At 71.3% G+C, this 12718-nt stretch carries 11 protein-coding genes; 1 reads left to right on the plus strand and 10 read right to left on the minus strand.

Annotated features, from left to right (window positions below; translation table 11 throughout):
• Positions 1-40: 40 nt before the first annotated feature.
• The 6 genes from L0H79_RS01120 to L0H79_RS01145 form a co-directional block, all read right to left on the minus strand.
• A complete protein-coding gene (locus tag L0H79_RS01120) occupies positions 41-643 on the minus strand; it encodes an energy-coupling factor transporter transmembrane protein EcfT (RefSeq protein ID WP_301482691.1) in 603 nt (200 codons plus the stop codon).
• On the minus strand, positions 640-1338 hold the full coding sequence (locus L0H79_RS01125; protein WP_301482692.1) for an energy-coupling factor ABC transporter ATP-binding protein: 699 nt from the start codon (positions 1336-1338) through the stop codon (positions 640-642). The genes L0H79_RS01120 and L0H79_RS01125 overlap by 4 nt, the downstream gene beginning before the upstream one ends.
• The gene (locus L0H79_RS01130; RefSeq protein WP_301482693.1) at positions 1329-2471 is read right to left on the minus strand and encodes a thiolase family protein; all 1143 of its coding nucleotides are present in this window, start codon (positions 2469-2471) and stop codon (positions 1329-1331) included. Before L0H79_RS01130 ends, L0H79_RS01125 begins: the two co-directional genes overlap by 10 nt.
• Positions 2468-3460, minus strand: coding sequence for an AMP-binding protein (locus tag L0H79_RS01135; RefSeq protein ID WP_301482694.1), 993 nt, complete (start codon positions 3458-3460; stop codon positions 2468-2470). The genes L0H79_RS01130 and L0H79_RS01135 overlap by 4 nt, the downstream gene beginning before the upstream one ends.
• Positions 3461-3498: 38 nt before the next feature.
• Entirely contained in the window at positions 3499-4929 is a 1431-nt protein-coding gene (locus L0H79_RS01140; protein WP_301482695.1) for an aminopeptidase P family protein, read from the minus strand.
• A gap of 166 nt (positions 4930-5095) precedes the next feature.
• Complete coding sequence (locus tag L0H79_RS01145) at positions 5096-5404, minus strand: helix-turn-helix transcriptional regulator (RefSeq protein ID WP_301482696.1); 309 nt, start codon at positions 5402-5404, stop codon at positions 5096-5098.
• Between the two features lie 114 nt (positions 5405-5518).
• On the opposite strand from L0H79_RS01145, the gene arsM reads away from it, so the two are divergent.
• Positions 5519-6280, plus strand: a complete 762-nt coding sequence (gene arsM / locus L0H79_RS01150; RefSeq protein WP_301482697.1) for an arsenite methyltransferase — start codon at positions 5519-5521, stop codon at positions 6278-6280.
• Positions 6281-6297: 17 nt separating this feature from the next.
• On the opposite strand, the gene L0H79_RS01155 is transcribed toward arsM, so the two are convergent.
• From L0H79_RS01155 to L0H79_RS01170, 4 genes are all read right to left on the minus strand, one after another.
• A complete protein-coding gene (locus tag L0H79_RS01155) occupies positions 6298-9447 on the minus strand; it encodes a glycoside hydrolase family 2 TIM barrel-domain containing protein (protein ID WP_301482698.1) in 3150 nt (1049 codons plus the stop codon).
• A gap of 92 nt (positions 9448-9539) precedes the next feature.
• The gene (locus L0H79_RS01160) at positions 9540-10457 is read right to left on the minus strand and encodes a carbohydrate ABC transporter permease (protein WP_301482699.1); all 918 of its coding nucleotides are present in this window, start codon (positions 10455-10457) and stop codon (positions 9540-9542) included.
• Complete coding sequence (locus L0H79_RS01165) at positions 10454-11377, minus strand: carbohydrate ABC transporter permease (RefSeq protein ID WP_301482700.1); 924 nt, start codon at positions 11375-11377, stop codon at positions 10454-10456. The genes L0H79_RS01160 and L0H79_RS01165 overlap by 4 nt, the downstream gene beginning before the upstream one ends.
• Positions 11374-12714 (minus strand): ABC transporter substrate-binding protein, encoded by a 1341-nt coding sequence (locus L0H79_RS01170; RefSeq protein WP_301482716.1) that lies wholly within the window; start codon positions 12712-12714, stop codon positions 11374-11376. The genes L0H79_RS01165 and L0H79_RS01170 overlap by 4 nt, the downstream gene beginning before the upstream one ends.
• Positions 12715-12718: the final 4 nt, after the last annotated feature.

Raw genomic sequence — 12718 nt, forward strand, 5'->3', positions numbered from 1 at the left:
CGAGACCGCGCCATGCCCGCGGGATCGGGCGCGCAAGCGATCAGTCGTCGATGCCGCGGGCGGCGAGGGCTTCGGCGACCTGGTCGGCGTGTCGCAGGCTGCGGACCATCAGCGGGGCCAGGAACGCGACCGGACGGGTCGCGGCGCCGCGGGCGCGTTGCGCGTCGCGGACCTCGCGGGCCAGCCCGACGAGCACGGGCACGGACCTGATCCCGAGCGAGGCGAGCAACCCGACCCGTTCCGGGTCGAGCCCGAAGCGGCGCAGCGGGCCGGCCAGACCCACCACCACCTCGACGAGCGCATCGGTGCGGGTGGTCAGGCTGACCAGCGCCGCCAGCGCGACCAGCGCGGTGATCCCGCCACAGACGAGCACGGCCCGCTCCCATCCCGCGACGAACACCTGGAAGACCCCGATCCCGGCCACGAGCAGGGCCACCGGTCGTAGCTGCGCGGCGGCGGCGCGCCACGGGATGTACGCGGCGGCATACAGGAGAGCGACCACGACGAGCAGCGCGGCCGTCTGCCACCAGTGCCGCACGAGGACACTGAGGGCAGCGATCACCACGAGCCCACCGAGCTTGGCCCCGGCCGGCAGGCGGTGCACCGGCGAGTCGCGCTCGACATAGGTGGCCAGCACCGTCATGTGAGCACCAGCCCGCGGTAGTGCGCGACCGCGTCCGCCGGCGCCCCGTCGAACACCAGCCGCCCCTCGTGGAAGACCAGCACCCGGTCGAACTGATCGAGCAGGTCCAGCTGATGGGTGACCAGCACCACCTGCGGCGCCAGGGCGCGCACCCGCTCCCGGACCCGCACCGCGTTGGCCAGGTCGAGCAGCGTGGTCGGTTCGTCCATGACCACCAGCGCCGGATCGGTGACCAGCACCGCCGCCAGCGCGAGCAGCTGTTTCTGGCCCCCGGAGAGCAGGTGCGCCGGCTGGGTGCGGTATGCGGCCAGGCCGTACGTGTCCAGCGCGGCCTCGACACGCCGGGCGACCTCGTCCTTGGGCAGGTGCCGTCGGCGCAGGCTGAAGGCGAGGTCCTCCTGCACCGTCGGCATGACGATCTGCGCGTCCGGGTCGGTGAAGCAGAACCCGACCCGGCGCCGGATCGCGCGGGCCTCGCGGGCCGTGTCGAGCCCGTCGACCCGCACGCTGCCGACGCTCGGTACGACCAGCGCGTTGAGCATCCGCGCGAACGTCGACTTGCCGGAGCCGTTCGCGCCGATCACCCCGATCCGGTGCTCGGTCAACCGGACGCTCACCTCGCGCAGCACCGTCGTGGCCTGCCCGGCCGCGTCCGGGTACGCATGGCTGACCCCGGCGAACTCGATCACCGGCACGTGTCCACCACCAGCGCCGTGCCCTGACCCCCACCCGCCGCGATGGCCGCGAGCCCGACCCGGCCGCGGCCACGCCGCACGAGCTGGGTGAACAACCGCACCACCAGCACCGCGCCGCTCGCGCCCCACGGATGCCCCAGGGCCAGCGCCCCACCATCGCGGCACACCCGGGCCGGGTCGATCCCCAGCTCGTCGTAACAGGCCAGCACCTGCCCCGCGAAGGCCTCGTTGAACTCGATGACGTCGACATCGTCCAGGCCCAGCCCGGCCTGCCTCAGCGCCGCCCGGACCGCGGGCACGATCCCGATGCCGGGCCGCTCCGGGCAGACCCCGACGCTCGCCGCGCCGAGCACCCGCAGGCCCGCCACCGCGCCGCCGCCCGTCGCGCCACCACCCCTTGCCGCGAGAGCCTCCTCGGCGACGATGGCCACCGCCGCGGCACCGTCGTTGATACCGCACGAGTTGCCCACCGTCACCGTCCCACCATCGCGGAACACCGGCCGGAACCGCGAGAGCTGCGCCACCCCCAGACCGGCCCGCGGCCGTTCGTCACGGCCCAGACCCCCGACCGGGACGAGCTCCTCGTCGAACTCGCCACGCTCCCGGGCCGCCACGGCCCGCTCATGGGAGCGAGCGGCATACTCGTCCTGTCGCCCGCGCGAGACACCACGCTCGAGCGCAAGCAGGTCGGCCGCCCGCCCCATGTCGACATCCCGCGGCTCGGGCGCGAACGGGGCACGCTCATAACGCACCGGCCCGGCACCGTCGCGCGGCGGCCACAACCGCCAGGGGGCCCTCGACGCGCTCTCCAGACCACCGGCGATGACCATGCCCGCACCGGCCTGCACCAGCCGCGCACCCAGCTCGATCGCCGCGAGCCCGCTCGCGCACTGCCGGTCCACCGTGAGCGCCGGGACCGCATCGGGTAGGCCCGCGCTGAGCGCGGCGACCCGGGCCACGTTGCCACCCGGTCCCGTGCAGTTGCCCAGCAGCACCTCGTCCGGCACCCGGCCCACGTCGCTGAGCACGGCGCCCAGCACCGCGGCAGCCAGGTCGGCGACCGGCACCTGGGCAAGCCCGTGCCCGGCCGTGCCGATCGGGGTGCGGCGGGCGGCCACGATCACCGCGCTCACGACCGGCCCCCCGCCCGCTCGGCGGCGGCTGACCCGACCGACAGGGCGCCCCGGTCCAGCTTGCCGGCCGCCGTCAGCGGCAACGCCCCGACGGTCCGCCACCGCCGCGGGCGATGCGCCGCGGGCAGCCGCCGGGCGGCATCCTGCAGCCGCGCCCGATCAGCCGGATCGACCACGGTCACCGCGAGCACCTCCCCCAGCCTCTCGTGCGGGACACCATGGACCGCGAACGGGCCGTGCGCGACCGGAGCCAGCGCCGCCTCCACGTCGGCCACCAGCACCGTCGTCCCGGCCGTCGTCACCGCGTCCGGCCGGCCCAGCACCTCCAGCACCCCATCACGCAGCCGCCCCACATCGCCAACGCTCGCCCAGTCCCCTTCCCGCAGCAGCGCCCCCGGCGACCCCTCGTAGCCGTCACACACCCACCGCGAGCGCACCCAGATCGTGCCCGGAGCCGGGGTGTCTCGCAGGTCGATCTCCACTCCCGGGAACGGGCGCAGGCCACCCGCGCCCTCGCCCGCAGCGACGAAGCTCAGCTCGGCCGCACCGTAGTAGTGCGCGACGCCCAGGCCGCGATCGAACGCAGCCGCGAGCACCCGACCCGGCAGGTGCGCGCCCGCCACCACGACCATCGTCCCGGCCGACAGGTCGCCCCCCCGCCGCTCGAGCTGCGCGGGCGTCAGGCAGGCATGGGTCGCCACGCCCGGCTCGAGCACCCGCACCACCCCCACCACCGCGGCGTGGACCGCCGCGAAGAGCACCATCGTCGACGTGTCCGGCCCGGGCAGCCACACCCGCGCCCCGGCATCGACCCGCGACAGCCGCGAGTAGGCGGCAAAGCCGGCCCACCACGAGTCCGTCGAGCGCAGCACCCGCCGAGCCGTCCCCGACGTCCCCGAGGTCGCCAGTGAGAGCACCGCACCGACTCGGTGCGCGGCCAGAACCGCAGCGACCGGATCGTCGTGCTCGTCTGGGCGCACCACCTCCACGGCTTCCTCCTCACGCGCTCGCGTCGCGTCCAGAGTAGTTATCCCGAGACCGTGTGATCCATCCAGGCCTCGAGGCCGGACGCGTCCAGTGGCAGGGCGCTCGAGAGCACCTCGGCACCGGTCGGCGTCACGAGCAGGTCGTCCTCGATCCGCACGCCGAGGCCGCGCAGCTCCGGTGGCACCAGCTCGTCGTGGGCGTGGAAGTAGAGGCCCGGTTCGACGGTCAGGACCATCCCCGGTCGCATCCGGGCGCCCGCGTAGGCCTCCGGGCGGGACTGCGCGCAGTCGTGCACGTCGAGCCCCAGGTGGTGTCCGATGCCGCAGACCAGCCATCGCCGGTGGTGCTGGCCCGTGGGGGCGAGCGCCTCGTCGACGGACACCGGCAGGAGTCCCCAGTCGTGCAGGCCGGTGGCGATGACCTCCATCGAGGCGTGATGGAAGTCGGTGAACTCCCGGCCCGGTCCGACGGCCGCGAGCCCGGCCCGGTGCGAGCGCTCCACGAGGTCGTGGACCTGACGCTGGGGCGCGCTGAAGCGGCCGGAGACCGGGAAGGTTCGTGTCACGTCGGCCGTGTAGAGCGTGCGGGTCTCGACCCCCATGTCGAGCAGCAGCAGCTCGCCGTCGGTGACCGGGCCGTCGCAGCGGACCCAGTGCAGGGTCGGCGCGTGGTGGCCGCCGCCGACGATGCTCGCGTAGCCCGGACCGTTGCCGACGGTACGTGCGTGCCGGTCGAAGGTGCCCTGGAGCCAACGCTCCCCGGGCCCCGTCATAGCCCGCGGGACCTCGGCGAGGACTGCCGCGAAGCCGCTCACCGTGTCGTCGACGGCTCGGCGCAGCTGCTCGACCTCCCAGGCGTCCTTGATCATCCGCAGCTCGGCGAGAACCCGGCGCAGCTCCGCCTCGTCATCCGGTGCGGCGGAACCGACCACCTCGGGTAGCTGCGCCAACGGTCGCACCGGCAGGTCGAGCACGGCCGACCACTCGGCCAACCCCGGGACGGGGCCGACCCACAGCTCCCCGTGCCGGGCGTCCGCGAAGAACCCGGGCCCCCCCGGCAGGGCCGGCGGCGGGATGTAGAGGACTGCGTCGTGACCGCCCATGGTCGGGATCATCACGAGGACGCCATCCTCGATCGCGGCCCCGGCCAACCAGACGAAGTCGCTGTCGGCCCTGAAGTCGTATGGGGTGTCGTTGCTGCGCATCGGGGCGGTTCCGGCGCGCACGACGATCGTCTCGCCGGGCAGGGCCGCCGACAGCCGAGCCCGGTGTGTCGCAGCCGCCGCGGCGGCACCGGGAGCGAGGGTGGCGGCCCGATCCGCCTGGCCCCACCCCGTCCCCATGAACTCGACGAAGCCGGGGAGCTCGGCCAGCCGCGGCGGCAGGCCGCGACCGGTCTCGAGCGCGCCGGTCTCGAGCGCGCCAGCCTCGACGCTGCCCGCACGCCCACCCACAGCAGCTACCTGGTTCATCTCAGCCCCCACCTCACCCTTCTCGTCGATCGTGCCGTCCAACCGTAACGGCTCCGGTCGGATGCCGGCTGACGCTACGCTACGGGGGGGTTTCCGGTGCGGTGTATCCTGCCCCTGGTTAAAACCCTCCAGGGGTTTTGCGCCTGGGCCGGCGTCCGCCGGCCGGCTAGGTCAGCGCGTCGACCGAGCGAAGCAGGCTGCTGCCCAGATCGGTGGCCCAGCAGTAGACCCAGGTGCCACGCCGCTCCGAGTCGATGAGCCCGGCCTCGCGCAGCTTGCGCAGATGGTGCGACACCGTCGGCTGCGAGACGCCGACATCCGGGATCTCGCACACGCAGATCTCGTCGCCACATGCGGCGATGCTGGCGAACAGCCGGAGCCGGACCGGGTCGGCGAGTGCCTTGAGGATCCCGGCCACCCGCTCGGCGTCCGCCGCGGACAGGGCGACAGCACAACCGCCCGGCGCACATGTCACGCCGGCACCTTCGACCGGCCTCACTCTCACCACCCTCCTATATTGACAAGTGTCGAACCCACGATGCAACCTGTCCTGTATCGACATTCATCGAACCAAGGACGAGGAGTGGCCATGACCGAACAGACCGACATCCGAGAGCTGGTCCGTCGCCGATACGCCGAGTCGGCTCGGCAGATCGCCGTCAGCGATGCCGGGTCATGCGGCCCCGGCTGCTGCGCACCCGCGGACGGGTCCGTTGACGACGCGGACACCTTCGGGTCGAGCCTGTACACCGAGGCGGAGGCCGGCGACGCGGGGGCAGCCCTCACCGGTTCGCTCGGGTGCGGGGTTCCGACCGCAGTGGCCGACCTGCACGAGGGCGAGACCGTCCTCGACCTCGGCTCCGGAGCCGGTGGCGACGTGCTGATCTCAGCGCGGCGAGTCGGACCATCCGGTCGGGCGATCGGGCTCGACATGACCATGGAGATGCTCGACCTGGCCCGTCGCAACGCGGTCGAGGCCGGGGTCACCAACGTCGAGTTCCTGCAGGGCTACCTCGAGGACATCCCGCTGCCCGACGGGTCCGTCGACGTGCTGCTCTCCAACTGCGTCATCAACCTCGCCGCGGACAAGGACGTCGTCCTGGCCGAGGCGGCCCGGGTGACCAGGTCGGGTGGCCGGTTCGCCGTCTCCGACGTGGTCGCCGACGTGGACATGGACGCGGCGACCCGCGTGGATCTGGCCGCCTACACCGGGTGCGTCGCCGGAGCGCTGACCGAGCAGGACTACCGGGACGCGCTCGCTCGGGCCGGCTGGACCGACGTGGAGGTCCGGCTGACCCACCGGGTCCACGAGCACGCCCAGTCCGCGGTCATCCGCGCCGTCCGCGGCTGAGCCGAGGTCAGGCTGGGTCATCCGGCGCGCAGCCGCAGCAACAGGGTTCGGGCCTGCGGCCGGAGCAGGAAGTCGGGCCAGACGTCCGGGCCGCACGAACGTGAGCCGAGCCCGGACTGGGCTGCGTCGAGGTACAGGTAGGTCACATCCGTCCTGGTGAGCTCGTGCGGATGCCGGGCCCGATCGAGCTGCTGGGCGGTGTGGGGCGTCAGCGTGAAGCCGGGTCGGCGTCCCTGCGTGTCGGGCCAGGCGTCGACGTGCAGCCACGGCTCGCCGTCGACACCGACCGTCAGCGAGCGCAGGTCGCTGCGGTGTCCCGTCTCCTGTGGGCGCGAGTAGTTGACGTTGAGCTGCTCCAGCGAGGCCGCAAAGCGACCCACTCGGGCGGCGTTCCGGCTGTCGGGGTAGGACTCCAAGGGGCCGGTGCCGAACCACGTTGCCCCGTCGACGTCCCCGGGTAGGTCGAAGCGCACGCCGACCCTCGGCCACACCATGTCCCAGCCGGTGCTCGGGAGGATGTCGACGCGCAGCCAGAGCTCGTCGTCGAGCAGCCGCCAGTCCTCTGCCGTGACGACGCTGGCGCGCTCGTTCGCGGCTGCCCAGCGGCGCCGGGCCTGCAGACGGCCATCGTCGAGGGCGATGCCCTCGACCCGGGCCGTCAGCCGGTTCAACCCGGCTGCGCGCCATACGTCCGCGTGCGGCGGGGCCGGCAGCCCCGCCCCGTTGTTCTCCCACGGGTCGGCCCGCTCGTACGAGCCCTGGCTGTCCAGGCGGTCGTTGTCGGTCGGTCCGCGCCACAGCTCCAGCCAGGGTCCGGCGGTCCGGAGCCCGGCGAGCCGGACCAGTCGCCCATGCTCGAACTCGGCCGGGCCGAGGGCGACGAGGCCGCCGGCGGAGTGAGGACCGCCTCGGCGTGGGCGCGCGGCCACGCCGGAGCCGCTCCCCCGCCGACGCCACGCGTGCGCCGGTCGGCCGTTGCGGCCCCGCGTCCCGTCGCGGACGTCTGGTGGCGTCAGGTCGTGCTGGGTGAAGACGATGCAGTGGCCCGCCGGGGCCCACGGCGCGTCCTCGCGCAGCACGGCTTCCACGGTGAGCCACACCTCCGCGGACGTCGAGGCGCCGAGGCAGGCGAGGTCGATGCTCGGCGCGGGGATGCTCACCGCTGCCCCGGCCGGTACCGGATCGATGTCCAGCACTCCGCGCTCGATGGGCTCGCCGTCCAGCTCGGCACGCCAACGGAACTCGAGGTCGCCCGTGTCGGCGGTGTGTCGCCGGTTCGTCACGACGATCCGCAGGCCGGACGCGTCGGGCTGCTGCGCCGTTTCGCCAGTGGCGGCTTCGGTTGCGGGCAGTACGGCCAGACGGACGGGCGCGGAGACCTGCTTGTACTCGAAGAGGCCAGGCGTGGGGTTCGAGTCCGTCAAGGCCATACCGTCCATGACGAAGTTGCCGTCGTGGACACCTTCGCCGAAGTCGCCGCCGTATGCGAAGAACTCGGTCCCGGCCTCGTCGTGAGCACGCAGCCCGTGGTCACGCCACTCCCAGATGAAACCCCCGTGCAGCCGCTGGTGCTGCCACACGAGGTCCTCGTACTGGTCGAGGGCCCCCGGCCCGTTGCCCATCGCATGCGCGTACTCGCAGAGCAGGAACGGCTTCGTGCGTTGTCTGGCGGACTCGGGTGCCGTGCAACCGAGCAGGAGGGAGCGCGACTGGTCGCTGCCGATCGCCGCCACCTCCGGCACGGGGGCGTACATCCGGGAGTAGACGTCGGTGTAGGCGCCGGTGTAGTCACCCTCGTAGTGGACCGGGCGCTCCGGATCTCGGGCGTGCACCCAGGCCGCCATCGCGGCCAGGTTCTGCCCGGTCCCCGACTCGTTGGCCAGCGACCACATGAGGATGCTCGGGTGGTTCTTGTCGCGTTCGACGGTGCGCTCGATCCGGTCGAGGAAGACGCCTCGCCAAGCCGGGTCGTCGCTCGGGTTGCCGGCCCAGTCCTCACGCTCGAAGCCATGCGTCTCGAGGTCGCACTCGAGGATGACCCAGAACCCCAGCTCGTCGGTGAGGTCGAGGAACTCGGGATGGGGTGGGTAGTGGCTGGTGCGGATCGCGTTGACGTTGAACCGTTTCATGAGCATCAGGTCCGCGCGGGCGATGTCGGCGTCGAAGACTCGCCCGTGGTCGGGGTGCGACTCATGCCGGTTGACACCGTGGAAGACGACCTTCGTGCCGTTGACGAGGAGCCGGCCCTCGGCGATCGAGACGGTCCGGAAGCCGAGCCGCAGCGAGACGGTCTCGCCCGCGGAGGTCACGGTGGCGTCATACAGGCGTGGCACCTCGGCAGACCACGGCTCGACCTGACCGGTCAGCAGCGGCGCCACGTCTCCTGGTCCGGTCCATCGGGCCTGCACCCCGAGCTCGGGGACGCGCAACGCGATGGGGTAGGCGTCCGGCGCGGCGCTGATCTCCGGGGTGAGGCGACCCGTTCCGTCCGCTGCGAGGCCCGCCCGGACCCACACGTCCTCGATGCCGCCCACGGGCCGAGCCGACAGGGTGACGTCGCGGAAGATGCCCGGCAGCCACCACTGGTCCTGGTCCTCGATGTAGCTGTCGGCCGACCACTGGTGGACCCGCACCGCGATGGTGTTCGTGCCGGTGCGGACCATCTCGGTGACGTCGAACTCCTGGGGCAGGCGGCTGCCCGTGCCGATGCCGACCTCGATGCCGTTGACCCACACCCGGTAGCGCGACTCGACGCCGTCGAACCGCAGGACCACGGCGGCCGCGGCCGACCACGAGGCCGGCAGGTCGAACCGTCGTCGGTAGTCGCCGGTCGGGTTCTCGTCGGGCACGCGTGGCGGGTCGAGGGGGAACGGGAACTGGACGTTCGTGTAGATCGGGCTCCCGTAGCGCCCGTCGCCCTCGAGCACCCAGTGCGACGGGACGGCGATCTCGTCCCAGGCGGCGTCGTCGAACCCGTCGGAGGCCATGGCCTCGGGGGCCTCCCCGGCGGGGAGCACAGCTGCGGCATCGGGTTCTCCGGGCGCTCCGGTGAGCAGCCGGAACCGCCACGATCCGGCCAGCGACAGCGTCGGTGCATCGGTATGCAGCCACGACCGAGCGGCCCGGCGCGCCCCGCGCCCCGGGCCGATCTCTGCGACGTAGGTCATTTGTGTGCCGTACACCTTCCTCTCGACCCGGCCTCTCGACCCGGCCTCTCGACCCGGCCTCTCGACCCGGTCTTTCGACCCGGGCCCGGTGACTACTTGACGGAGCCTTCGGTCAGGCCTCCGCGCCAGAACCGCTGGAGCACGATCATCGCGATGGCGAGTGGGATCACCGACAGGAGCACCCCGCCCGTCGTGAGCTGGTAGAACTCCGGCAGACGGTTGACCTGGCTGAGCCAGTTGTTCAGTCCGAGAGTGATCGGGTAGAGCTTCGCGTCGGAGAGCATGACCAGGGGCAGGAAGTAGTTGTTCCAGATCCCCACGAGCTGGAAGAGGAACACCGTCACGAGGGCCGGCGTCAGGATGCGCAGACCCACCTGGTGGAAGATCCGGATCTCCCCCGCACCGTCCAGGCGGGCGGCCTCCATCAGCGCGTCCGGCACCGTCGCGTCGGCATAGATACGGCAGAGGAACAGACCGAACGGTGACACCAGCGACGGGATCAGCACACTCCAGTAGGTGTTGGCGAGCCCGAGCTGGCTGAAGAGCAGGAACAGCGGCAGCGCGGTCGCGGTGCCGGGCACGAGCACCCCGCCCAGGACGATGCCGAAGACCGTGTTGTTGCCCTTGAAGCGGTACTTCGCCAGCGCGTAGCCGCCGGCCGCCGCCAGGTAGGTGGCGAGAGCCGAGCCGACGACGGCATACAGGATCGAGTTGAGGAACCATCGGATGTAGATGCCACCGTCGTAGGTCAGCACCGCGCTGATGTTGTCCCACAGCGCGAACGTCGGCGCGAACCAGAACCCGTTGGTGGAGAACAGGTCGGCGGTCGTCTTCGTGGAGGCGACGACGACCCAGTAGACCGGGACGAGGAAGTACAGGGCGACCACGACCAGGATGGCGGTCACGATGATCTTCGATGACGCCCCGGAGCCCTTCGCCCGCTTGGCGGGCGCGGAAGCGGTCTGTGTGTCGGCCTTCGCCTCGCTGTTGGTCACGCTCGTGGAGGTCATTGGTCTTTCCTGTTCGTCAGGCGCAGGAACGCGAAGGAGAGGATGAAGGCGACGAGGGCGATGAGGACTGCCTGCGCGGCGGCGACGTTGTAGTCGTTGTAGGCGAAGGCCGTCGTGTAGGCGCTGAGGTTGGGCGTGTACTGGCTGTCGATCGCGGGCGAGACCGACTGGAGCACTTGCGGCTCGGCGAACAGCTGCAGGGTGCCGATGATGGAGAAGACGGTGGTGAGCATCAACGCCGGGGCGATGAGGGGCACCTGGATGCTGCGGGCGATACGGAAGGGCGAGGCGCCGTCCACGTGTGCCGCCTCGTAGAGCTCACCGGGGATGGACTTGAGCTGGGCGATGATGATGAGCATGTTGTAGCCGGTGTAGCTCCACGTCACGATGTTCGCGATGGACCACAGCACCGTGCTGGGGCCGAGGAAGTCGATGTCGATCCCCATCCAGGAGGCGACGTCGATGATCGGGCTCAGGCCGGGGACATAGAGGAATGTCCACAGGATCGTGGCGATGACGCCCGGCACGCCGTACGGCAGGAAGAAGGCTGCGCGGAACAGCCCCGGCCACCTGGCCGAGGCCGACTCGAGCAGGAAGGCCAGGATCGTGGCCGCGATGATCATGATCGGCACCTGCACGATGCCGAACAGGAACATCCGCCCGATCGAGGTGATGAAGCTGCCGTCGCCCAGGGCAAGCGCGTAGTTGTGGAACCAGGCGAACTCCTGGGTCACGCCCTGCTCGCCGAAGAGCCCACTACGGGTCACCTGCATGAAGCTCGAGCCGACGGCAGCGAGGATGGGCAGGATGAAGGTGAACAGGAAGACCAGCAGGAACGGCGCGAGAAGGATCCACGGCGCGCGTTGCTCGCCGGTCCGGCGGCCACGCGTACGGGTCTGGTCTGAGGCAGGCGCGGTCATGCCTCCTCCTTACGGATGCTCAGGCCCTTGTTCTGGAAGACGGACATGATCTGCTCCTCGGCCTTGACGACCCCGTCGACCAGGCTCTGTCCACCCGGCTTGCGCCGGAACTGGTCGGCGAGGATGTTGAGGGACTGTTGCGTGACGGGCCACCACGACCAGTCCGGGTTCTGCTCGGTGCTCGCCGGGACGAACACCTCCTGGTTGTAGTTCTGTCCGCTGAAGAAGGGCGATGGCTCCATCCGGGAGGTCCCGATGAACTTGGGATTGGCCGACCAACCGATGCCACAGTGCTCGATCAGCCCGTTGATCCCTTCCTGCGAGCCGTTGAGCCAGGCGGCGAACTCGAGCGCCTCCTTGGGGTGCCGGCAGTTGGCGAGAACGGCCGTCGTGGACCCGCCGCGCACGCTCGACCCGAAGCCACCGTGCTCCCACCTGGGCATCGGCGCGACCCGCCACTTGCCCTTGCCCCCGGAGATCCCCTCGATCAGGGCGTCGGCCCAGCTGGCATCGGTGAGCGAGGCGATGGTGCCGTTCCCGGCGGCGGCGAACCAGGCGGGTGAGTAGGCCTCGAAGGCGGTCGAGACGAGATCCTTGTCCAGCGCTGCATCGAAGAACCTGGCCGTCGACATCGTCGCGTCATCGCGCATGTTGATGACCCAGCCGTCCTCCGTGGGGGTGAGCCAGGTGGCACCGGCCTGGGTCGCGTAGGCGGTGAAGACGCTCGCATCCGAGAAGGGGAAGACGTCGATGTAGATCTTCTGCTTGCGCAGCTCGGCGGCGACCTCGGCCCAGGCCGACCAGGTCGTCGGCGGCGACGCGCCGACACGTTCGAAGATCTCGGTCTGGTAGAAGGTGGCCATCGGGCCGGAGTCCTGCGGGATGCCGTAGACGCCACCGGTGAAGGACACCTGCTTCCACAGCGTGGGGTCGAACGTGGCGGCATGCTCGGCGGCACCGTACCGGGACAGGTCGACCAGGCCGTTGACGAGGAGGAACTCGGGGATGGTCCGCAGCTCGATCTGGGCCAGATCAGGGCCGCCGCCCGCAGCCAACGCCGAGTACATCTTCGGGTAGCCACCCTGGGCTCCGGCCGGGATCCACACGGTCCGGACCTGGATGTGGGGATTCTTCGCGTTCCAGATGTCCGCGACCTTCTGCAGGTCCTTGAGCCAGGCCCAGTAGGTCAGCGTGACGGGGCTGCTCGGACTGGCCGGCGGGATCGTCGCTGCCGCGTTGACCGATGTCAGACCGGGCGTCCCGCACCCGGCCAGCGCCGCGGCGCCCGCCGCGCCCAGTCCGAACTTCAACAGCTGCCGTCGGGTCAACGGTGTCATGGGC

This window comes from Intrasporangium sp. (assembly GCF_030452765.1).
Taxonomy (GTDB): Bacteria; Actinomycetota; Actinomycetes; order Actinomycetales; family Dermatophilaceae; genus Intrasporangium_A.